Raw genomic sequence first — 21,403 nt, 5'->3', positions numbered from 1 at the left:
CTGGAAATTATGCGACCTTCCGGAAAAGCCCTAGGTGTGGTGGGCTTCCTGAGCCTGGCCGCCGCCGCTGCCGCCAGCGTCGTCACGTCGTGGCGAGGGCGGCCCCCTGTACTGACCCAGCCCGTGCCGTGGCGCCCCCGTCTCGAACCGGGGAGCCCACGTCAGGTCGGTGTCGTGTACAACCCGGTGAAGTCGCTCGCACACTTCTCGTGCGATGCTCTGGCACACGCAACTCGTAAAATCGATTGGCCGGAACCGAAGTTCTACGAGACGACGACGGAAGATCCCGGCCGCGGTATGGCCGAACAGGCAGTGGCCGACGGCTGTGATCTCGTCATTGCTATGGGTGGGGACGGCACGGTCCGCCAGGTGGCTGGCGTCCTGGAGGGCACCACGACGGGGATGGGAATCGTCCCGCTGGGCACTGGCAATCTGCTCGCACGCAACCTGGAAATGAGCATCTCGGATCTGCATTCCTGCATCGATACGGCACTCCATGGCAGGCCCCGACGCATCGACATGATCGGTCTCCGAGCGACGCGGCAGGACGGGATCCATGAAGAGCTGTCGTACCTGGTCATGGGCGGGGCGGGCTTCGACGCCCAAATCATGACGGACACCAAGGACGATCTAAAGTCGAGATTGGGGTGGTTGGCCTACGTCGAGGCCGGTCTGCGCAATTTGGTTTCCGTCAGACGTCCGGTTGCCATCCAGATCGACGACGATGAACCGATCCGCAGGAGGATTCGTGCAGTACTCGTCGCCAATTGCGGGGAAATCACGGCCGGTCTTCATCTGGCCGCGGACTCCACGGCGGACGACGGTCTCCTCGAAGTCATCTTGCTGACCCCTCGCAACCTGGTCGGGTGGGTATCCTTGACCAGACAGGTCGTGACGCGGAAAAGAAACGGCCTTCCGGTCATCGAGCATCTTCACGGGAAGAAAGTCGTACTGGACTTCGGAGGCAGTCCGCAACCGGTAGAGGTCGATGGCGACCTGATCGGAACCTATGGTCGCCTGGTGGCCGAGGTCCGGCCGGCAGTCCTTGCCGTCAACACCTACCCGGAGAACATCACACCGTTCCGCAGTTTGGCGAACCTCAGGAAGACAAGCGCTCTGGGACAGTCCCGTTTGAACTGGCGGCGGTTCGTCAACCCGTCGGTGAGTTAGTCACTTTATTCTGGGCGAGACCGAACAGAAGACGCGGCTTCCGCCTCTTGCCTTCGGGCCGACAGCGCTTCGAGGAAAACATGCCTTTCCCAAAAGATGCCGGAGATGGTCATACCGAGGCCGACAACGAGGAGGGGGACGGAGGCAAGCATCATGATGGGCGAAGCAATCTTGGCTCCGCTGTCCGCGTCCGTATCCTGGCCCAGAGCGAGCGCCCAAATGCCGACCCCGTAAGCTCCCACGAAGATGCCCAGGACAAGCATGATGATGCCAGCCTGCAACCAACCGGTAACTCGCATGTGGTTTCCCCTTCTATTCTTCGACCTTAAGTGTTCAGTATCCACCGGAACGGGTCAAACGCCCACGGATTCCCTCGACAGCAACCCTGCGGGCGGCATCACGTCACCGCGGCACTTCAGAGGTTGTCCACCCACTTGTCTGCCCGGGAAAAAGCCTCGTCGGAATGATGCGAGTCGAGAAGGGGTTCCTTCCGATCGGCGCGAGGATAGGAACCCAGAAACTTCACACCCGGTGATACCCGGTGCAGGCCACGCAGGGCGTTGCGCATTCTCAGGTTTTCCAAGTGACCTTCGGCATCGATGGAGAAGAAGTACGAGCCCAATGACTGCCCCGTCGGCCGTGACTCAATGCGTGAAAGATTCACCCCTCGCACCGCGAACTGTTCCAAAAGGTCCATCAGAGCGCCCGCGCGGTCCTCGGGGAGCGGGATGACCAGGGTGGTCTTGTCCGCCCCGGTGGGCTCAGGGGTCGGCAGACCGTCGTGGGCCGAGGTCACCAGAATGAATCGGGTGATCGCATTGGCGTTGTCACCAATATCTGTTGCGAGCAAGTTCAGTTCCGGATGCTGTTCGGCGACGATCGGGGAGCATACCGCCGCCTCATACCCTGGGTTGTCTTCATCGAGGAATGCGACCGCCGCCGCGGCCGTGGAGCTCGCGGGCACGTAATCCGCATTGGGCAGCGCTTCACCCATCCATTTCCGGACCTGTGCCCAAGCATGGGAATGCGTCGACACCACTCGGACCTCGTCGAGCGTCAGTCCTGGGGCACCGACGAGGATGAAACGGATGGGGACCAGCACCTCCCGAACGATGCGCAGGTCTTCCCCGTCCGCAATGGCATCAAGGGTTGCCGTGACACCGCCCTCTACGGAGTTTTCAATCGGAACCATCGCCGCATCGACCTTGCCCTCGCGGACCATGGCCAGGGCGGCCGGAACGGACGTGGCCGGTATGCGTTCGGCGGTGTCCGAACCAGGGACAGAAAGCAGTGCGGCCTCAGAGAACGTGCCCTCGGGGCCGAGATATGTGTACTTCATGTGTGAACGCCTGACTACCGAACCTGCGGTGTCTGGCCGTTCTCGGAGACCATGGGTTTCTCGGCGTCCTGCCATGCACCCATGCCACCGACCACGTTGAACGCATCGAATCCGTACTGATTAAGGTAGGCAGTCGCGCGCAGCGAACGGCCTCCGCTCCGACAGATGACGTAGACGTCCTCGTCCAGGGGAACCTCGCCATATCGTTCCGGAACTTGGTCCAGCGGAAGATGCTGAGCCCCTTGGATGTGTCCTTCTTCCCATTCATAGTCCTCGCGGACATCGAGGATCTTGGCGCCCTCGGGGATTTCCTCGACCTTCACGTTGGGAACGTTCTCGTCCATGGTTTCTCCTCACTCGAGGCGGCATCCGCCCGTATTCGCTTCTTCCTTATCTAACTTACCGTGCACGTCGGAAGGCTCACGAAGAAATCCACAACCGTCCCAGATCGCGGAAACGCGACCAGTTGTCCCAAGATTCGGGACGATATGCGGCATAAGCTTGCCAAGTTCATGACCACGGGTGTTATGTGTGGGATCAAGCTACATAAAATTTCAAAACAGAGGAATTGGTCATGGAGACAACACCTTGGATGGGACGCGACGAGGGTCCGGGAGCAATCCACACCCGTTGGCACCACATGGTGTACGCCGGGAAGGTGCAGAAGGAAGACGATCCCAAAGGTCTGGCGATCTTCGGTTTCGCCTCCCATGAGGGCACCGTACGCAACCAGGGGCGCCCGGGCGCGGCCAAAGGGCCATTCCACATTCGGCATGCGCTGGCTCAGCTGGCCTTTCATGGAGGACAAATCGTCCACGATCGCGGTGACGTCGCCGTGGACGGACACAACATGGAAGAAGCTCAGGCTGAGGCCGGGGAACAGCTCGGCCGCATCATCCCGGAGCACAGCCTGACAGTCGTCCTGGGCGGCGGACACGAGACCACCTATGCGGCATATCAGGGGCTTGTTGCGTCCGGATCTCTCGACGAGGTGAAAAAGTGGGGCGTCATGAGCCTCGATTCCCATTTCGCGATTCGCAATACCCCCCAGCCCACGGCGGTCACTGCGCTGCGCCAAATCATCACGGAGGAGAAGAAGTCCGAGCGCGAGTTCCACTACAGCGTTCTCGGAGTCAGCGAGGCGGATAACGTACGCGCGCAATTCGAGCACGCCCAGGATCTCAACGTCTCCTATCTGAAGGATGACCAGTGCGCGGAATGCCGCCTGCAGAACGTCCTCGATTTCGTCGACCAGCAGCTGGCAGACCTGGATGTGGTCTATCTCAGTGTTGATCTCGACGTTCTTCCCGGATACCAGGCGCCTGGAGTCAGCGCGCCGTCCGCCCTCGGCGTCCCGATGATCGTCGTCCAAGAAGTGGTCCAACGCGTCGCCGCGAGCGGCAAGATGGCCATGATGGACATCGTCGGTCTCAATCCTGAATACGATCTCGATGAACGCACCGCCCGCGCGGCCGCACGCCTGATCGACGGCTCGACCCGCGCTGCCTTCAATCGGCCCGCCGCAGACGCCGCCGATTCACCCGAGCAACGCGAATTCCTGGCTCAACGCCAGCGTGCGCTCCATGCCCAGGGCTTGTCCTAAGGAATCGAGATATCCGCTCGACGCCGGACGCGCATCAGCCGCAACCGGCGTCGGGCAGACGAGGACCGATCAGCTGCCCATGATTGTAGAGACGTAAGAACCAACCGAGTGTGGACGGCGAGGTGATAAGCCCGCCGTAGCCCCCGCTCAGCTTTTTCGGGATAGGTTTAAGTCATGGCTAACCGCGCAGGAACCCCCGCTCAACCACAAGACCTCGTCGATCTCAAGGAATTGACCGACGCCTACTACTCGGTGGTCCCGGACTCGGGAGACCCCGACCAGCGTGTCTCATTCGGCACGTCAGGCCATCGCGGAAGTTCTTTCAAAGCGTCGTTCAATGAGGCTCATATCGCAGCGATCACCCAGGCGATTGTCGAGTATCGAGCCGGTCAGGGCTACAAGGGTCCTCTCTACATGGGTCGTGACACCCATGCGCTGTCCGGTCCCGCCCAAGAGACTGCTTTGGAAGTTCTGGCAGGCAATGAGGTCCACGTCTTAGTGGATTCCAACGACGGCTACGTTCCCACTCCGTCCCTGTCCCACGCGATACTGACGCACAACGCCAAGCCTTCGGCGGAGCGTGCGGACGGCATCGTCATCACCCCGAGCCACAACCCACCCACAGACGGCGGTTTCAAATACAATCCACCGCACGGTGGGCCTGCGGATTCGGACGCGACCTCGTGGATTGCGGACCGCGCGAACGAGCTCCTCGAGAACGATCTCGCGGGCGTCAAGAGGCTGCCGCTGGCCCGGGCCAAAGCTGCGGACACGACCGGGCGCTTCGATTTCATGACCTCCTACGTCTCGGCACTGCCCGAGGTCATCGACCTCGAAGCGATCCGCGATTCGGGGTTGCGCATCGGTGCCGACCCCATGGGCTCGGCCGCCGTCGAGTACTGGATCACCATCTCGGAGCGATTCGGCCTCAACATGACCGTCGTGAATCCCGAGGTCGATCCCAGATGGTCGTTCATGACCTTGGATTGGGACGAGAAAATCCGCATGGACTGCTCGTCGCCCAATGCCATGGCTTCCCTGATTGCCTCGCGGGACAAGTACGACATAGCGACCGGCAACGACGCCGATTCTGACCGGCACGGAATCGTCACCCCGGATGAAGGGCTGATGAACCCCAATCACTACCTCGCGGTCGCCATCGACTATCTGTACAGCCACCGACCGGACTGGCCGGGGGCCGCAGGGGTCGGCAAGACCCTGGTTTCCTCATCCGTCATCGACAAGGTCGCCGCATCCCTGAACCGCCCCTTGGTCGAAGTTCCCGTGGGCTTCAAATTCTTCGTCGCAGGCCTCATGGACGGTTCTCTGGGCTTCGGCGGCGAGGAATCTGCCGGTGCTTCCTTCCTGAGAAAAGACGGCTCGGTCTGGACAACGGACAAGGACGGGATCATCCTGGCCCTGCTGGCGGCGGAGATGACGGCGGTTACCGGCAAGACCCCGTCTCAGCGTTACGCGGAGCTGACGGAGGATTTCGGTTCGCCCAGCTACGCGCGCATCGACGCGCCCGCGAACAGAGAGCAAAAGGCAAAGCTCAAGAAACTTTCCGCCGCGGACGTCACCGCAACCGAGCTCGCAGGAGAGGCCATCACTGCGACTTTGACCGAGGCACCTGGAAATGGAGAACCGATCGGCGGCCTGAAAGTCGTCACGGAAAACGCGTGGTTCGCTGCCCGCCCATCAGGAACCGAGGACGTCTACAAGATCTACGCGGAATCTTTCAAGGGAGACGAGCATTTGGCCGAGGTCCAAAAGGAAGCCAAGGCCCTGGTCGACGGAGCCCTCAGCTAAGGCGGAGACGGCCGGAAGATGGCCACACACCGCTTTGCTCTCGATCAGATCGGGAAAGCATATAGGCTTTCGCCAACACCGCGACCCATGGGTGAGGTCAAGGCCGTACTTTCCCGCCAATAATTCGTCGCGCGTTCCCATCCGAGCTGCCCCTTACCCCGTCCGCGAGCAGGTACCTTCTGCGGTGACTGCGGGGCGGGGCAGTCGGCAGGACCTGACCCGCGTCGATCATCCTCTTCAGGAGACGGTTGGCTGCGGACTGCGAGAGGCACAGAGCGTCCTGAATACGTTGACTCGTGATCGGCGCGCTTCGCCGGGCCATGAGTTCAATGAGCTGCTGCTCATGTGAATCGGCGTTGAGCGCTATCCGGGTGCGCCCCTGTGCTTCCGTGCGCAGCTGCGAGTGGGGTACGGAACTCGCGGAAGGAACCGGCGCCAAGCGCAGTATCACGGTCACGGAGGTTGGTGTCACGCGGAACTCCGGGGATGGCTTGCCAGCTTGTTCCATCGCAAACGCCATGCGGGCGATACCTGACCCACGATTTTCACAGACCGACGTCCCGGTTCGGGGCATCTCGACTTCTTCGAGCAATTTCGCCAGGGCCGCGTTACGCGACGACGATGTGAAAACACGCCCTAGCTCCTCGACTCGAATCCCGCCGTACAAGCCCCCGGGATTGCGGATTTCCAGACGATCCGAATAGAGCTCCATCTGGACCTGTATTCCGCGAGCATACGGGCTGTAATCCCGATGCATGAGGGCGTTGGTCATGGCTTCTCGGACGGCGACGTCGGGAAAGTCGTAAACATCCCTCCGGCCCGCCCCCGTGATGATCGCCGCTCGATTCGAATTTCGCCGCACAGCCTCTACCGAGGCGGTGATCAACGTCGGAATGGGCCCGTTGAACGACTGGTTGTCCGTGAAAGCGACGCCGCCCGCATCCACCTCCCCGAGCGATGTCCCCGGAACCGCCACGAACGTTACATTGAGCTGGGGAAAGAACTCTTGGGGATATACCCCAAGAGCCAAGAGGCCAGCGAGCGTCGGCCGGGCCCGACGTGTGGATTCGTGCGTGACGTTGAGCCTCTTGAGAGCAATCCGGGGTTCGACCCCACTGAAGGCGGCGGGGGTACGCTCGCAGGCTTTCTCGAGAAGGTTGTCGACGGCTTGGGCATTGAGCGTTTCTTGGTTCCCATTTTCCACGGCTTCCCGGTCGTAGCCGGGTTGCACGCGATTGTCGCGCAATTGCGTGACCTCGTACTCCGAGAGCTTGTGGTCGCCTTCGCCGATCCGTATATACGAGCCCCCGTACGCTCCTTTGCTGGCCACGAAACAGGGCTTGTCGAAGTACGGAAGCTCCTCGACATCGGCTCTGACGACTCTGGCGCCCTCGAATTCCTCAACCGAGAGCTCGACGGCTGGATGCGGCGTGAGCTTCGCCCTGACCGCATTGGACACCGCGTCGTGAACGCGTTGCGCGTCGAAGCCTTTGACGGGGCGGAACGTCTTGTCGGTGAGACCGAAGAGAATGGTTCCGCCGGTTCCGTTCGCGAACGAACTCATTGTCTCCACGGCAGACTTGGGAAAGCCATGGAGGCCGGATTTGACCTCGACCTCGGTCGATTCCGAGCCCGATGCCCTGAGTTCCTTGATGAGCTGTCTAGTGCTCTTCATAGTCATGATGCTAGTCACATAGTCGCTCATCGTCATCCAAAATCTTGATGACTATGAGGCAACGAAATGGCGGCGTACGGGCGCAGACGGCCCCTGATCGCCCCGACTCCCATCGGATCCAACACAGGCTCATACCAAAGCTAAGTATGCGCCGCTTCACACTTTGGGGTTAGAGTTGCGGACGGCATACTTAAAATCCTATCTACGAACGGTGCTATCCGATGTCTAGTCACGTCGCTGAAGGCACGGAGGTAGACCCTCGGAATCCGAGCGGCAAGACCTTCTTCGGCCACCCCCGAATGCTCGCCAATCTCTTCTCTGTTGAGATGTGGGAGCGTTTCTCCTTTTACGGGATGCAAGGCATCCTCGTTTACTACCTGTACTACTCGGCCGCCGATGGCGGCCTCGGCCTCGATCAGGCCGCAGCCACAGGGATCATCGGCGCATACGGCGGCATGGTTTACCTCATGGCCATTCTCGGCGGCTATTTGGGCGACCGGGTCTTCGGCCCCGAACGAACCCTGTTCTATTCCGCAATTGCCATTATGTTCGGGCACCTCGCACTGTCCCTGATCCCCAACTTCGCTGGTGTGATCATCGGCCTCGTGCTGATCGCTGTGGGCTCCGGCTGCCTCAAGACAAATGCGTCCGTCCTTGTTGCCTCCCTCTATGACACGAAGGACATGCGCCGCGAAGCAGGGTTCACGGTCTTCTACATGGGCGTCAATATCGGCGCTCTCGTGGGGCCCCTGTTCACCAATACCGGCTGGGGCATCCTCGGTTTCCACTTCGGGTTCCTGCTCGCCGCGATCGGCATGGCCCTGGGCCTTCTGCAGTACATGTTGACCCGCAAGAACCTCCCAGAAACGGTCCACCACGTCAACAATCCGGCGAACGGCCGTCAAAAGGGCATGTTCGTCGGCGGCCTCCTCGTCGCGGTTCTGATCATCCTGGTTCTGTGCCTCACGGGCCTCATCACACCAGGAAACATCTCCAACTGGGTCATCGGCATCACCTTGCTCGGGGCGATTGTTCTGGGCACGATCCTGATTCGCAGCAACAAGACCAGCGAGACCGAACATTCGAGGGTTCTGGCCTTCGTCCCGCTGTGGATCGGCAACGCGGTGTTCTGGGCCCTGTACCAGCAACAGTTCACGGTCATGGCCGTCTACTCGGACAGTCGTCTCGATTGGCACTTGTTCGGGTTGGAGTTCAAGCCGGGCATGTTCCAGTCGATCAACCCGGTCTTCATCATTCTTTTGGGAACAGTGTTCGCGACCATGTGGACCAAGCTCGGCAATCGCCAGCCCTCCACCGTCACCAAGTTCTCCTTGGGCATGATCGGCGTGGGAATCGCATTCCTGATCTTCCTGCTGCCGGCCGGACATCACATCGTGAGCCTGTGGTGGCTCGTGCTGATTCTGTTCGTCTGCACGGTTGCGGAGCTGACGCTTTCCCCCACCGGGACGTCAGCGACCACGCGCTTCGCCCCTGAGGCGCACAAGTCTCAGATGATGGCGTGGTACTGGACATCGGTCGCGATGGGTACCGCCCTTTCCGGCTGGCTCGCTCAGTTCTACTCGGAACAGGCGGAAGTGCCCTACTTCCTGACGATGGGCCTCATCAGCATCGTAGCCGGCGTGATTCTGTGGCTCGTCCGCAAACCGATCCTCAGGATGATGCGCGGCCTCAAGTAGGTTGCCCTCCGCTCACCAAAGGGTGGGACTCTCATTCGAGAGTCCCACCCTTTGCGCATTCCCGCCCGGTTCATCCGGAAGGGCTCAACAGCGCCTGCCTTCATCATTGCCTGGATACTCCACCCACGACCTCGCTCGTCGGGGCAGACGCCGGCTTCCGAGGCCTTCCGCCCGGCAACGTGATCGAGATGGCAAAAACGATCAGGGCCACCAGGGACAATCCTGCCCCTATCCATAATGCGGAGGCGTACCCCAACCCCAGAGAGATTCCGAGCCCGGAAAGCCAGGCGCCCATGGCATTGCCGATATTGAAAGCCGCAATGTTGGCTCCTGACGCGAGAGTGGGGGCGTCACCGGCATGGGAAAGAATTCGATTCTGCAGCCCTGGCACGATCGCGAAACCGAAGAGACCCATCAGCATCAGGAACAGCACCGCTGTGACCTTGAACTGTGCCGTCAGGGCAAAGAGGGACATAACGATCACCAGGGCAACGAGCACGGTCAGGATCGTCATGTGATTGTTGCGATCCGCCGCACGGCCCCCGTAGAGATTGCCGGCAAAGAGCCCCACCCCGAAAGCAACCAATAGCCACGGAACCCAGGTCGACGGGAATCCGGATACGCCGGTCAAAATGTATGAGATGTAGGTGAAGGCGCCGAACATCCCGCCGAATCCGAGAACCGTGACGAGAAGGGAAAGCAGAACCTGTATGCGCGTAAAGGCATACAGTTCTCGACGAATCCGGACGGATGCGGATTCATTGCGCTCTACCGAGTTTGCCTGAGGACTCATTGACTGCATGGCCGGAACGAGCGCCGCAATGGCAACGAATGCACCGATCCCGATCATCGTGATGACCCAAAATGTGGAACGCCACCCGAAGGCCTGCCCGATCAGGGTCCCTAACGGAACTCCGAGGACATTTGCTGTCGTCAACCCGCCGAACATGAGGGCTATTGCCCCGGACTGCTTGGATGGTGCAACCATAGATGCGGCGACCACGGAGCCGATACCGAAGAATGCACCGTGACAAAGGGCCGCCAGAATTCGACCGGTCAGCATCAGACTGTAGGTTCCGGCCAGGGCAGATATGAGATTGCCGGCAATGAACAGAATCAGCAGCCCCAGAAGAGCAACCTTCCGCGGCACCGCATTCAGGAGCAGAGTCAGCACGATCGCTCCCACAGCAACGGCAAGAGCGTAGCCGGAGATAAGGCCCCCAGCCTTTGCTTCGTTGACGCCGAAGGCCTGAGCGACCTCGGGCAGGAGACCAGCGATCACGAATTCGGTCAGGCCGATGCCAAACCCTCCGATCGCCAACGCCAGGAGGCCTAAGGGGATATTTTTCATGGAATACCTCAAGTCGGGAGCAACGAATATCGCGTTGAGTTGTACGAGCGTTTATAACGCGTATGCAAACAACGGCGTATGCAAAACTAGTTGCAGGCGCCCGATATTGCAACCTCTTGGTATCATGATTTCATGTCCATCAGTAACGATGCCCTCGAAATCCGTGCCCAAGGATGGCTCCGACTCGCAGCGCTTCACCATCTGATCGAGGGTGAGTTGGAGAAGGACCTCGACTCCAAGCACCAGCTGTCGGTGGTCGAGTACAACGTCCTGGAAGCCTTGAGCCGCCAAGACGGATGGCATATGCGCATGTCCCAGCTCAGGCGCGCCGCAGCCCTGTCTCCCAGCGCGACCACACGGCTCGTCAACCGCCTCCAAGACCGCGGACTTCTGACCCGGATCTTGTGCGAAGACGACCGACGCGGCATCTACACCGAACTCACGCCGAGCGGCAGAAAAACCCTCAACGAGGCCAAGCCCACGCACGATGCCGCACTGGAACGCGCCGCCCAAAAGGCCCGCGAAACCCCCGAACTGACGGAACTTGCCGAGGAGATCCTCGGCTAGGCCTATTTCATTTCGCCGAGGCACGGAGCGCGGACAGCCGCTCCTACCCTTACGACTACGTAGAATTGATGAAGCCCGGCGTCGCCAGATGCCTTCGCAAGGGCCCGCAAGTCGACAATCGAACCTCATCCAGGAGTCAGCGTGAGCTCTGCACCCCCATCCGACTCGACTACCCAGAAAATGGGGCTCAGATGGACGCTTCACGGCGACGGAAGACATGTCGCTCCAGGTCAGGTGGTGGCACCGCAGGAACGTCTTGTTTGGGGACGCACCATCAGCATCGGCGCCCAGCACGTCGTCGCGATGTTTGGCGCCACTTTTCTGGTGCCGTTGCTCACCGGTTTTCCGCCGGCAACCACGCTGTTCTTCTCCGGGATCGGCACAATACTGTTCCTGCTCCTCACGGCTGGTCGGGTGCCCTCATACTTGGGCTCGTCCTTTGCGTTCATCGCGCCGATCGGAGCAGCCATGAACCAATACGGCCCTGGCGGCGCGCTCGGCGGCGTCGTCATGTCTGGATTGACCCTCTTTGTCATTGGGCTCATCGTCCAAATCGCGGGCACCGGATGGCTGCAGACCTTGATGCCGCCACTCGTGACGGGATCGATCGTCGCATTGATCGGCTTCAACCTCGCGCCGTCTGCCAAAGAGAATTTCATGAAGGCACCCGTGACCGCCTTGGTGACGCTCGGATCGATCATTCTAATCTCGGTGCTTTTCCGAGGAATCCTTGGTCGCCTGTCGATTCTGCTGGGCGTGCTCATCGGATACATCACGGCAATAGTTCGCGGTGAAGTCGACTTCAGTTCTATTCAGAAGGCTTGGGATTCCGAGGGCCTGTTCGGGCTGCCGCAGTTTCATGCTCCGGAGTTCCATCTGGCCCTCGCTGGCCTATTTGTTCCCGTGGTCCTCGTTCTGGTCGCGGAGAACATCGGCCACGTCAAGTCCGTGGCTTTGATGACCGGAACCAATCTGGACCACTACGCCGGTCGCGCAATCATGGCCGACGGATTGGCAACGACCATCGCGGGCACGGGCGGAGGATCCGGCACCACAACCTATGCCGAAAATATCGGCGTCATGGCCGCCACCAAGGTCTATTCCACCGCAGCCTACTGGGTCGCCGCCATATGTGCCCTGCTGCTCTCCGTGATGCCGGTCTTCGGCGCGGCGGTAGCCACCGTGCCGGAAGGCGTACTCGGGGGCGCAGCGACGGTCTTGTACGGAATGATCGGCATGCTCGGCGTACGCATTTGGGTCCAGAACCGCGTGGATTTCTCCAATCAGGTCAACCTCACGACTGCGGCCGTAGCCCTGATCGTGGGTATTGCGGACTACACGTGGGACATCTTCGGATTGCAGTTCGCGGGAATCGCCCTCGGCACAGGAACCACGCTAGTGGTGTATCACCTCATGGCTTTCATCGCCCGACGTCGCCGGTCTGTCGGAAGCGACCCGTTGGATCCGGACGCTGCAGAAAACCCCTCGCCGCTGGGCTAGTTGTTGGTCAGGAGCACACCCGGAAGTGGATACGGTCCCTTGACAGGGTTCTAATTCCCCGAAGCGAGGGAGCGTCGCGCGATCCGGCGTGCTTCGCCTACTCCCCCAGCACGTGCTTTCGCTGCTCCTCGAAGAACTCGCGATCGGCCGGTTCGGGGCGATCCATACCGTTCATAAGTCGGTGCCACAGCGGGTAGTACGCGGGCAGTTGCGACGCCTCGGTGATACGGTCACGCGCTTCATCCGGCAGCGTCAACTCGGCCGCGTCGAGGTCCTCGGTGAATTGGCCGAAATCGCGTGCCGCAATCGCGACGCCGTCAATCCCCGGGCGGCCCATGATCCAGGCGATGACCACCTGGGGCAAGCTCCATCCCAAGTCGCCAGCGATGTCGTCGAAGAGTTCGATGAGGTCGTATGCACGTTCCCAGTCAGTGACGTGAGGTTCCGGCCAGCCGGCGCCCTGCCTCGTGTCCGACGGGGTTTCCTGTCCGCGGCGAACCTTACCGTTCAAGAGACCCTCGCCCAGAGGCGACCAACCCCACGTACCTACCCCTAGGTCGCGAGCGGCCGGGAGAATCTCGTATTCGATCTCCCGCGCTTCAGGCGTGTAATAGACCTGCTGCTCAATCGGCGGGTTCAGCCCCAAGGCCCTGGCTTCATAGACGGTCTTGGTCAGCTGCCACGCGTTGTAATTGGAGACGCCCCAGTACCTTATTTTGCCGGCACGAATCAGTTCGTTGGCGGTCTCGATGGTCTCCCGTATCGGGGTCTGCCCGTCCCACTGGTGCATGTACAGCAAATCCAGATGGTCGGTCCCGAGCCTCGTCAGACTGTCCTCGACGGCCCGAGTCAGATGGTAGCGGCTCGCGCCGGAATCGTTGGGGCCCTCGCCCATCGGGGTGCGGGCCTTGGACGTCAGGATGATGTCGTCGCGCTTCTTGCCCAGGGCCCGTCCCAGAATTTTCTCCGAATCACCGCCATTGTAAATATTCGCGGTATCGAGGAAATTGACGCCACGACCCAACGCTTCGTCCAGCTGCTTCTTGGCTTCTTCGACGCCCAAACCGGAGATCTTCTCGAATCCTCCACCCTGGCCGTAGGGAATGGTTCCAAGTGCCACGCGGGACACGTACAGGCCGGAATTGCCGAGACGAGTGTATTCCATGGCGTTACTCCTTCACGAGGCGTACATCACAGCCATAGTGTGCACGTGCTCGGAGGAAAAGCGACAGTTTGCAACGGTCGGCGAACAAAGGAGATCTCGACGACGAGGCCGCCCGCACCCGGAAAGATCCCTTGTCGATCATTCAGCTGCCGCGGGGCAGCCCAGCCGGAACACAAGCTCCCGGCGTCAGATACCAGCCACAACGTCCATCGCCACGTCGGCTCGATTCGTGACGATCCCGTCAACCCCAAGGGTCACGAGCCTTTTCATCTCCTCCGGATCATCGATGGTCCAAACGTCCACACGCAGGCCGCAAGCGTGCGCGGCCTCGACAAATCGCGGTTCCGCGACCGGAATCCTGAAAGGGCCGATCTTCTGGGAGACCGGGATCTGCACAACCTCGAACCGGGCGACCCACGGGCTTATCGCTCTGCGCACCCAAGGCCAGAATTTCGCACATACCTTGAGCGGCATAAGGGCACTGACCAGCCGAAACACTGCGATTCCGGTATAACCTGCGCTCGAGGGGACGCCATCTGGGACGTGGCGCAGTGCCCTGCGGCGTCGCGATTCGGAGAAGGATGCGATCAGCACCCGATCCCATGCAGCCGTCCGGCTGACGACCTGGGGCAGGGCGAGCACGGAGGCTTCGTCCTTGATGTCGACATTGAATCGTAGCTCTGGAAATCTCTCAAGGGCCGAGGCCATAGTCGGAATATGTTCCCCCGCGCGCAACCGGATCTTCGCGAGATCCTCTGAGTCCATCGCCGTGACGTAATCACCGATCCCAGCGACTCGTTCGAGGTCCGGATCGTGAATAGCCATGACGACACCATCCGACGTGGTGTTGACGTCCGTTTCGATCCATTGGATCCCCAGGTCGGCGGCGGCGCGAAAAGCGTTCAAGGAATTTTCATCCGTATCCAACGCCAAGCCGCGATGAGCAAGGATCCTGACCGGTTCTCCCCGCAGACGGTCAACCACGTTCGAGCAGCTCCTCGATGACCTGGGCGACACCGTCTTCTTCGAAGGCAGGGCAGGTTCGCCCGACCGTTTGGATCACTTCCGGCCACCCGGAGGCCATCGCGTAGCCCCGGCCGGCCCATTGAAGCATGGTTGTGTCATTGGGCATGTCACCGAATGCGACGACTTCGTCCGCGGCGATCCCCTCGGCCGCGCACCATCGGGCCAGCGTACGGCCCTTCGACAGCCCGGCCTGCCCGATTTCCGCGAGAGGCATATTCGCGACTGCGTGGGTTACGGATACCTGATTCTGGGCCTTGTCCTGGACCGTTTCATATAGTGTCCGCGGATCCATGGATTCGTCACGGACCAGGAATTTGATGATCTGAGAGTCCGCGGTCAACAGCTCGTCCAGAGGCCCGATGGTGCGCTGCCCGGTTTCGAGGAGATTCGTTTGCGGCCACCCCGGCTCGGACACAACCCCTGCCAAAGTCTCGACCGAGTAATGAGCACCTGGCAGCGTCTCGCGCAATGTGGCGTGAAGACCCAGAATCATTTCTGTCGGAACCGTTTCGGCATGCAGGACTTGCCCCTGGGAGACGTCGTAAATCACCGCACCATTGGAACAGATAGCCACCGATTCATATTCGAGCTGCTCTCGAACCGGCTCGATCCAGCGGTGCGGCCGCCCGGTGACGTAGACGATTTCGACACCCGCGGACCGGGCCGCACGCAACGCTTCAAGGGTGCGATCACGGAATCTGAAGTCGGGCCCGAGAACGGTCCCGTCCAGGTCCGTTGCGATCAGTTTGATCACTCGGTGACCTCGTACGTGCCGGTCAAGAACGCCCGACCGATGCCGTGGAAGAAGAGATTGAAATTGACCACGGCGGGGCTCGCGCTCTCGTCGATGTCCAGTTGCTCCGTATCCACAGCAGTCACGCAGAAAATGTAGCGGTGGGCGCCGTGTCCTGGAGGCGGTGCCGCACCCGTGAATTCGCGATTCCCGCCGTCGTTGAGATGTTTGATGGCTCCCTCGATCTCCTCCGAAGCCCAGCCGGTCTTCAACTCGGTCACGTTCGCGGGGATGTTGGACACACACAAGTGCCAGAAACCTGAAGGAGTGGGAGCGTCCGGATCGAAACAGGTCACCACGTAGCTCTTGGTACCTTCCGGGGCTCCCGACCAGGCAAGATGCGGGGCGATGTCCTTTCCGCCTTCAATGCCCATCGCGCCGGAGGCTTGAGCGAGGCCCAAGGGTTGGTTGTCGGTAACGTCGGTCGAGGTCAGATTGAATCCTGGCAGCTGCGGCAGAGCAGCGTACGGTTCACGATCCAGCATTTTCATTCTCCTTCTCTCGCTTCTCGTACTCTTCCAAATCCTTGCGGGTGGGCAAATCCGCACCTTCTCGCGAGACGGTGATCGCGGCCGCACGGGCCGCACTGTTCAGCACGCAGCGCAAGTCATCCGCGCCAAGCTCGTCGAGTTTCGCACGGGTTCCTTTGCCGGATATTCCGCGGTCGATCAAGGCAGACAGCAAAGCCGCCATGAGGGAATCTCCTGCACCCACGGTGTCCGCGACCTCCACGCGAGGCGGAACCACCCGGACTCCCTCCGGACCGGAAGCACGGGTGATACCCCACGGGCCCCACTCGCCTCGCGTCACCACGACGAGCCCGACTCCGGCCTCGAGCCACGCCCGCGCGGTGGCTTCCACGGTTCGATTGGGGTACAGCCACAACAGGTCCTCGTCCGAGGCCTTCACGACGTCCGCGTTGGCGACCACGGACTCGGCCCAGCTTCTGGCTTGGGCGGAGTCAGGAATGATCGTGGGACGGCAGTTGGGGTCGTAGGAGATCAGGGCGTGCGGCGCTGCCAGCCGTACAGCGTCCAGGACCGTTGAAGCACCGGGTTCGAGCATGGCCCCGATTGAGCCGACATGCAAAAGGTCGGTTTCCGCCAGGAGATCTTCGATGCGGTCCCGAGCCGCTTCGAGGTTCCACTCCAGCTGGAAATCATACGAGACCGAACCTTCTTCGCCGAGGCTGGATTCCGCGACCGAGGTCGGCGCGTCGTCTGGTTCGACAGGCAGTTCGACACCGGAGTTCCGAAGGTGTTCGTCGATGACGTTGCCATGTTCGTCCCGGCCATACCTGCCGATGAATCGGGTGCGATGGTCGAGCCGGGACAGACCGACGGCGACATTGAGCGGACTGCCTCCAGGGTGGGTCCTGGGGGCGGCACCTTCTTTCTTCACGATGTCTACGAGGGCCTCGCCGATCACAGTTAACATGGGCCCAGTCTACCGAGACCCGGCACCAAACAACCATGACCGACGTCGAGTGCGGATATGTCGATGCGCCAGTGTGTCCGGTACCACGTTGTTTTCCGGTCCCAAACCCCACATTTCGCAAAAATCGACCCCCCTGATCATCTACGCTAGAGAATGCTCAGCACATGCATGCGTTCAAACATCACGCCCGGGTCAGTGAAGCTCCGGAGCGAGAAAGTGAAGGTCAAACAGTGACCAGCCCTGTCACCCCCACCGAGTGGTCCCGCCGCGAAGAACTTGCCGAAGCCATGATTCCGCTGATTGGGCGGTTGCATCGCGAAAACCGCGTGGTCGTCAATATTCATGGCCGTAGCCTGCTCAACCAATCCGTCACGGACATCATCAAAGCCCACCGTTGGGCTCGTCAGATCGATACGGTCGAGTTGAGCCTTGAAGAGACATTCCCCCTCGTGGAGGCTCTGAGCAAACTCGAGCTCGGCCCCGCGTCGGTCGACTTGGCCCGGCTCAATAAACTCCACAAGACCCAAGGGAACGACACTGACGTGGACGGTTGGCTCCGTGAGCAACTGTCCGACGTCGTCGGTCGGCACGGTCAGGAAGAGCACCACGGTCAGGACATCGTGCTCTACGGCTTCGGGCGAATCGGGCGTCTGCTGGCTCGTATTCTCATCGAAAGAGGCCTGGGCTCGGGCTTGAACCTCCGCGCCGTGGTGGTCCGGAAGAACGGAGAGCAGGACCTCTTCAAGAGAGCCTCGCTCCTGCGCCGCGATTCGGTTCACGGTGCTTTCCGCGGGACCATTCAGGTAGATCCGGACACCAACGTCGTGACCGCCAACGGCGTTCCCATCCAGTTCATCTACTCTTCGGACCCGGCCACCGTGGACTACACGGAATACGGAATCGAGGATGCGCTCGTCATCGACAACACCGGTCGCTGGCGCGACGAAGAGGGGCTGTCTCAGCACCTCAACTCCAAGGGGGCCGCGAAGGTCTTGTTGACGGCTCCCGGCAAGGGAAGTCTGAAGAACGTGGTCTGCGGCGTCAACGATGACATCATCTCCGCCGATGACAAGATCATTTCCGCCGCATCCTGCACCACCAACGCGATCACGCCCGTCCTCAAGGTTCTGGACGACGAGTACGGCGTTTCGCACGGTCACGTAGAGACGGTTCACTCCTTCACCAATGACCAGAACCTCATCGACAACTTCCACAAGGGCGATCGACGTGGCCGCTCGGCTGCGCTAAACATGGTTCTGACAGAGACCGGTGCGGCGAAAGCCGTTGCCAAGGCTCTTCCCCAGTTGCAGGGAAAGCTGACCGGCAACGCGATTCGGGTCCCCACCCCGGATGTTTCGATGGCGATCCTGAACCTTCAGCTCGAGAAGGCACCGGAGTCCAAGAGCTCCCTCAACGCATATCTGCGCGATATGTCCTTGAACTCGACGCTCCGTAAGCAGATCGACTACACCGATTCGCACGAAGTCGTCTCGACAGACTTCGTGGGATCACGCCGAGCCGGAATCGTGGATGGCTTGGCCACCATTGTTTCCGGCAATTCCGTGGTCGTGTACGTGTGGTATGACAACGAGTTCGGCTACTCGTGCCAGGTGATTCGCGTGGTGGAGGAAATGGCCGGGGCTCATCCGGCGAGCTTCCCCAAGGACTGACCGGCACACCTAGCTATGACGCCGTGGGGCCCCTCCTGATTTTGAGGGGATCCCCACGGCGTTCGCTTGTAGACGCTTCGCGCAGGCTTACTCGACCCGGTAGAAACTCTCGAGCGCCTGGCCGAGGGCGGCGAGGTCGCCAACGTGGCACATTTCCCGGGCGGAGTGCATCGAAAGCAGTCCCAGACCGACGTCGGTGGTCCGAATTCCCAGACGGGTGGCCGTGATCGGTCCGATGGTCGATCCACAGGGCACATCGTTGCTGGACACGAACTCCTGGTACTCAACGCCTGCGTCCGCACATGCTCGGGCCCAGATCGCGGCGCCGACGGCATCCGTTGCGTAACGCTGGTTCGCGTTGATTTTGAGGAGCGGTCCGGCTCCCGGTTGCGGCTGGTTGTTCGGATCGTGATGCCCGGGATAGTTGGGATGAACGAGATGTCCGGCATCCGAGGAAAGGCACACGGAATTCGCGAGAGCGCAACGATAGTCTTCAGCACCGCCACCCTGACTTCCGGAGATTCGAACCAAGATGTCTTCCAAGATGGGCCCGGCCGCCCCGGAGCGGGAGGTCGAGCCTATTTCCTCGTGGTCGAAGGCGGCCAGCACCAAAGTCTTGTTCCCGCCGACCTCGCCAGCGGAAGCACGGGTCAGGGCTTCGACGCCCGCATGGACCGAGGAGATGTTGTCGAGACGTCCTGACGCGAGAAATTCGCCATTCGCCCCGAAGACCCGAGGAGGCTGCGTGTCTGCGAGGACGATGTCATAACCCAGAATCGTCTCCGGGTCGATGGCCTCACCGTCGACGGCGTGGGAGGCCACATAGGCGAGCACATCGCCGGGCGCCTCCCCCGCGCCCCAAATGGGTTGGACGTGGGTCTGCCGATCCAGCTTGAGACCGTCATTGGCCCCCCGATCGAGATGAATCGCCAATTGCGGGATTCGGGCAACGGGACCGGTGGTCACGAGCCTCTCGTTGATCAGGCCCTCGTCCCGCGTGGTGAGGCGCCCGGCGAGACACAGTTCGCGATCGAGCCACGAGTTCAGCAAGGCACCGCCGTAGACCTCGACACCGATCTGATGCCATCCGAAACGGTCGATCGAGGATTTGGGTTTGAGCTTGAACGAGGGCGAATCCGTGTGCGCTCCCACGATGCGAAATCCGCTGCTCGACGTCGCAGCTTCCGGTGTGTACCAGGCGATGAGCGCGCCGTCCCGAATGATGTAGCGTCCGCCAGAGGCCGGGGTGAAGTCCGCGGTTTCTGCCTGCTCTTGGAATCCTGCCGCGTCCAGACGACGGGCAGCCTCTCGAACCGCATGATATGACGAGGGCGACGCCGCAACGAATGCCGCGAGATCTTCGGCATTTGCGGCGGGATCGAAAGTGGTCAGCGAGTTGCTGTGTTCGGTCATACTGTCCTCCTGGGGATCATTGGTGTCGAGGCGTCGGCATTTCCTGCACCGGCATTGTGCAGTGCCCAGCCTGGCCATGCCCGCCAGCTCGTGCCGGGGTCACGGCGAGTGGTGAGGTGGCGACGGCGCGATACCCAGAGCACGAGAACCGCGTAGAGTCCGTCCACCACAAGAGTCACGACGGCGTCCATCGGCCCTGGGTCGACCGCACCGAAAGGGTCTGCGAAACCGAAAAGTCCCAGCAGAACCGTGGTCATATTGTTGCTGACGTGCAGACCGATAGAGGCCTCCAAACCGCCCGTGGCGATGCACAGGATTCCGGCGATCACGGCCAGGATTCCGACGCTGAGAAGACCCCAGAGCCCGTATCCGTGGCTGAGAACGAAGAATGGCGCAGGCAGGATCACAGCCCAGATCGGATGTTTGAGCCAACGCCCCACCGCCTGCATGAGAAATCCTCGGAACGCCAATTCCTCGGCAGCACATTGCAGCGGGACCACAAGCAGGATGATGGCCAGAATCCACCAGCCCGTGGCCGGGTCGAAACTTGGGGAAACCGGCCCCGCGCCGGATGCCGCCGAGATCCAGACGCTCAGTCCTTGGAAAACGACAAAGAGAGCAATACCAAGTCCCAAACACGTCGCCAACCACTTCCATCGCAGTTTTCCAGCAACCGAGAACAGGAGCCCCAGCGGTTTGGGACCCATGATGAGCCTCGCCAAAAGGACGCAGGGCGCCATGACTGCAATGCTGAGAAACATGAACAGGAAAAGCACCGGGTGGGAAAACATCCCCTCCGGGTAACCGTTCGGGCCCAATGTGAGCGGTTCAGAACCGGTCACAAAAGGCATCAGGAACATAGGTATGGAAATCACTATCGCGAGGATGAAATAAAGAGGGCCCGATATGCAGAACTCGACCAGTGGTTTCCACCACCTGTGAAAAGGATCGGCTCGCCAGAGCCGGTGATACGGCAATGGCGAAAGAGGCACATCATTGAGACGCGGCGCGCCCGCGGCCCTGTATGCGTGAGCAGCCTCGAGGCTCCCGGCTGCGTCGACCGACCGAGCATCAAGCCCTGCGGGATAGGGCCTCGAGCCCCGCGGCCGGTCATTCGGCACATCAGGTATCTCCGGGTTCGTCGAGGATCGCGAGGTGGATGCGGGTTCTTCCATGTTCTCTACCCTA

General features: G+C 60.9%; 19 protein-coding genes. 7 read left to right on the top strand and 12 right to left on the bottom strand.

What is annotated here, in order from left to right; all coding sequences use genetic code 11:
• Positions 1-9: 9 nt before the first annotated feature.
• On the top strand, positions 10-1,170 hold the full coding sequence (locus EWR20_RS02170; protein ID WP_129358563.1) for a diacylglycerol/lipid kinase family protein: 1,161 nt from the start codon (positions 10-12) through the stop codon (positions 1,168-1,170).
• Positions 1,171-1,175: 5 nt separating this feature from the next.
• On the opposite strand, the gene EWR20_RS02165 is transcribed toward EWR20_RS02170, so the two are convergent.
• The 3 genes from EWR20_RS02165 to EWR20_RS02155 all read right to left on the bottom strand — a co-directional run bounded on the left by EWR20_RS02165 (position 1,176) and on the right by EWR20_RS02155 (position 2,853).
• Positions 1,176-1,469, bottom strand: a complete 294-nt coding sequence (locus EWR20_RS02165; protein ID WP_129358562.1) for a hypothetical protein — start codon at positions 1,467-1,469, stop codon at positions 1,176-1,178.
• A gap of 116 nt (positions 1,470-1,585) precedes the next feature.
• Positions 1,586-2,509 (bottom strand): prephenate dehydratase, encoded by a 924-nt coding sequence (gene pheA, locus EWR20_RS02160; protein ID WP_129358561.1) that lies wholly within the window; start codon positions 2,507-2,509, stop codon positions 1,586-1,588.
• A gap of 14 nt (positions 2,510-2,523) precedes the next feature.
• On the bottom strand, positions 2,524-2,853 hold the full coding sequence (locus EWR20_RS02155; RefSeq protein WP_129358560.1) for a rhodanese-like domain-containing protein: 330 nt from the start codon (positions 2,851-2,853) through the stop codon (positions 2,524-2,526).
• Between the two features lie 230 nt (positions 2,854-3,083).
• Here EWR20_RS02155 and hutG point away from each other — a divergent pair, with 230 nt between their 5' ends.
• Together hutG and pgm are read left to right on the top strand one after the other, a co-directional pair.
• Positions 3,084-4,112: a formimidoylglutamase gene (gene hutG, locus EWR20_RS02150; RefSeq protein ID WP_129358559.1), complete on the top strand. Its 1,029-nt coding sequence runs from the start codon at positions 3,084-3,086 to the stop codon at positions 4,110-4,112.
• Between the two features lie 174 nt (positions 4,113-4,286).
• On the top strand, positions 4,287-5,921 hold the full coding sequence (pgm, locus tag EWR20_RS02145) for a phosphoglucomutase (alpha-D-glucose-1,6-bisphosphate-dependent) (RefSeq protein ID WP_129358558.1): 1,635 nt from the start codon (positions 4,287-4,289) through the stop codon (positions 5,919-5,921).
• A gap of 97 nt (positions 5,922-6,018) precedes the next feature.
• On the opposite strand, the gene EWR20_RS02140 is transcribed toward pgm, so the two are convergent.
• On the bottom strand, positions 6,019-7,596 hold the full coding sequence (locus EWR20_RS02140) for an ATP-binding protein (protein WP_165000928.1): 1,578 nt from the start codon (positions 7,594-7,596) through the stop codon (positions 6,019-6,021).
• 221 nt (positions 7,597-7,817) lie between these two features.
• Here EWR20_RS02140 and EWR20_RS02135 point away from each other — a divergent pair, with 221 nt between their 5' ends.
• Positions 7,818-9,293, top strand: coding sequence for a peptide MFS transporter (locus EWR20_RS02135; RefSeq protein ID WP_129358555.1), 1,476 nt, complete (start codon positions 7,818-7,820; stop codon positions 9,291-9,293).
• A 103-nt stretch (positions 9,294-9,396) separates the two neighbouring features.
• Here EWR20_RS02135 and EWR20_RS02130 read toward each other — a convergent pair whose 3' ends face one another.
• A complete protein-coding gene (locus tag EWR20_RS02130; RefSeq protein WP_129359398.1) occupies positions 9,397-10,635 on the bottom strand; it encodes an MFS transporter in 1,239 nt (412 codons plus the stop codon).
• 141 nt (positions 10,636-10,776) lie between these two features.
• Between EWR20_RS02130 and EWR20_RS02125 the strand changes: the two genes are divergently transcribed.
• Both EWR20_RS02125 and EWR20_RS02120 read left to right on the top strand, forming a co-directional pair.
• Positions 10,777-11,211, top strand: a complete 435-nt coding sequence (locus tag EWR20_RS02125) for a MarR family winged helix-turn-helix transcriptional regulator (RefSeq protein WP_129358554.1) — start codon at positions 10,777-10,779, stop codon at positions 11,209-11,211.
• Positions 11,212-11,391: 180 nt separating this feature from the next.
• Positions 11,392-12,711, top strand: coding sequence for a uracil-xanthine permease family protein (locus tag EWR20_RS02120; RefSeq protein ID WP_129359397.1), 1,320 nt, complete (start codon positions 11,392-11,394; stop codon positions 12,709-12,711).
• A 97-nt stretch (positions 12,712-12,808) separates the two neighbouring features.
• Here EWR20_RS02120 and EWR20_RS02115 read toward each other — a convergent pair whose 3' ends face one another.
• The 5 genes from EWR20_RS02115 to EWR20_RS02095 all read right to left on the bottom strand — a co-directional run bounded on the left by EWR20_RS02115 (position 12,809) and on the right by EWR20_RS02095 (position 17,132).
• Positions 12,809-13,876, bottom strand: coding sequence for an aldo/keto reductase (locus tag EWR20_RS02115; protein ID WP_129358553.1), 1,068 nt, complete (start codon positions 13,874-13,876; stop codon positions 12,809-12,811).
• A gap of 186 nt (positions 13,877-14,062) precedes the next feature.
• Complete coding sequence (locus EWR20_RS02110; protein ID WP_129358552.1) at positions 14,063-14,860, bottom strand: glycerophosphodiester phosphodiesterase family protein; 798 nt, start codon at positions 14,858-14,860, stop codon at positions 14,063-14,065.
• Complete coding sequence (locus tag EWR20_RS02105; RefSeq protein WP_129358551.1) at positions 14,853-15,656, bottom strand: HAD family hydrolase; 804 nt, start codon at positions 15,654-15,656, stop codon at positions 14,853-14,855. The genes EWR20_RS02110 and EWR20_RS02105 overlap by 8 nt, the downstream gene beginning before the upstream one ends.
• Positions 15,653-16,180 (bottom strand): YbhB/YbcL family Raf kinase inhibitor-like protein, encoded by a 528-nt coding sequence (locus EWR20_RS02100; RefSeq protein ID WP_129358550.1) that lies wholly within the window; start codon positions 16,178-16,180, stop codon positions 15,653-15,655. Before EWR20_RS02100 ends, EWR20_RS02105 begins: the two co-directional genes overlap by 4 nt.
• Positions 16,167-17,132, bottom strand: coding sequence for a carbohydrate kinase family protein (locus EWR20_RS02095; protein WP_129358549.1), 966 nt, complete (start codon positions 17,130-17,132; stop codon positions 16,167-16,169). Before EWR20_RS02095 ends, EWR20_RS02100 begins: the two co-directional genes overlap by 14 nt.
• 230 nt (positions 17,133-17,362) lie before the next feature.
• Between EWR20_RS02095 and EWR20_RS02090 the strand changes: the two genes are divergently transcribed.
• Positions 17,363-18,802: a glyceraldehyde-3-phosphate dehydrogenase gene (locus tag EWR20_RS02090; protein WP_255411233.1), complete on the top strand. Its 1,440-nt coding sequence runs from the start codon at positions 17,363-17,365 to the stop codon at positions 18,800-18,802.
• Positions 18,803-18,889: 87 nt separating this feature from the next.
• Here EWR20_RS02090 and EWR20_RS02085 read toward each other — a convergent pair whose 3' ends face one another.
• Positions 18,890-20,215 carry a M18 family aminopeptidase gene (locus tag EWR20_RS02085; protein ID WP_129358547.1) on the bottom strand — a complete coding sequence of 442 codons (1,326 nt, stop codon included), beginning with the start codon at positions 20,213-20,215 and terminating at the stop codon, positions 18,890-18,892.
• Positions 20,212-21,390 carry a CPBP family intramembrane glutamic endopeptidase gene (locus EWR20_RS02080; protein ID WP_165000927.1) on the bottom strand — a complete coding sequence of 393 codons (1,179 nt, stop codon included), beginning with the start codon at positions 21,388-21,390 and terminating at the stop codon, positions 20,212-20,214. The genes EWR20_RS02085 and EWR20_RS02080 overlap by 4 nt, the downstream gene beginning before the upstream one ends.
• Positions 21,391-21,403 lie beyond the last annotated feature (13 nt).

This window comes from Rothia uropygioeca (genome assembly GCF_004136585.1).
Taxonomy (GTDB): domain Bacteria; phylum Actinomycetota; class Actinomycetes; order Actinomycetales; family Micrococcaceae; genus Rothia.
Note: the sequence above shows the minus strand (reverse complement) of the source record. Positions and strands in the feature narration are given on the sequence as shown.

Excerpts from the sequence above, each read along its gene's own strand:
- hutG (WP_129358559.1), top strand. The coding sequence starts at position 3,084 with ATGGAGACAACACCTTGGATGGGACGCGACGAGGGTCCGGGAGCAATC.
- EWR20_RS02115 (WP_129358553.1), bottom strand. The coding sequence starts at position 13,876 with ATGGAATACACTCGTCTCGGCAATTCCGGCCTGTACGTGTCCCGCGTG.
- pheA (WP_129358561.1), bottom strand. The coding sequence starts at position 2,509 with ATGAAGTACACATATCTCGGCCCCGAGGGCACGTTCTCTGAGGCCGCA.
- EWR20_RS02155 (WP_129358560.1), bottom strand. The coding sequence starts at position 2,853 with ATGGACGAGAACGTTCCCAACGTGAAGGTCGAGGAAATCCCCGAGGGC.
- EWR20_RS02125 (WP_129358554.1), top strand. The coding sequence starts at position 10,777 with ATGTCCATCAGTAACGATGCCCTCGAAATCCGTGCCCAAGGATGGCTC.
- EWR20_RS02080 (WP_165000927.1), bottom strand. The coding sequence starts at position 21,390 with ATGGAAGAACCCGCATCCACCTCGCGATCCTCGACGAACCCGGAGATA.
- EWR20_RS02100 (WP_129358550.1), bottom strand. The coding sequence starts at position 16,180 with ATGCTGGATCGTGAACCGTACGCTGCTCTGCCGCAGCTGCCAGGATTC.
- EWR20_RS02165 (WP_129358562.1), bottom strand. The coding sequence starts at position 1,469 with ATGCGAGTTACCGGTTGGTTGCAGGCTGGCATCATCATGCTTGTCCTG.
- EWR20_RS02140 (WP_165000928.1), bottom strand. The coding sequence starts at position 7,596 with ATGAAGAGCACTAGACAGCTCATCAAGGAACTCAGGGCATCGGGCTCG.
- EWR20_RS02120 (WP_129359397.1), top strand. The coding sequence starts at position 11,392 with ATGGGGCTCAGATGGACGCTTCACGGCGACGGAAGACATGTCGCTCCA.
- pgm (WP_129358558.1), top strand. The coding sequence starts at position 4,287 with ATGGCTAACCGCGCAGGAACCCCCGCTCAACCACAAGACCTCGTCGAT.
- EWR20_RS02135 (WP_129358555.1), top strand. The coding sequence starts at position 7,818 with ATGTCTAGTCACGTCGCTGAAGGCACGGAGGTAGACCCTCGGAATCCG.
- EWR20_RS02085 (WP_129358547.1), bottom strand. The coding sequence starts at position 20,215 with ATGACCGAACACAGCAACTCGCTGACCACTTTCGATCCCGCCGCAAAT.
- EWR20_RS02095 (WP_129358549.1), bottom strand. The coding sequence starts at position 17,132 with ATGTTAACTGTGATCGGCGAGGCCCTCGTAGACATCGTGAAGAAAGAA.
- EWR20_RS02170 (WP_129358563.1), top strand. The coding sequence starts at position 10 with ATGCGACCTTCCGGAAAAGCCCTAGGTGTGGTGGGCTTCCTGAGCCTG.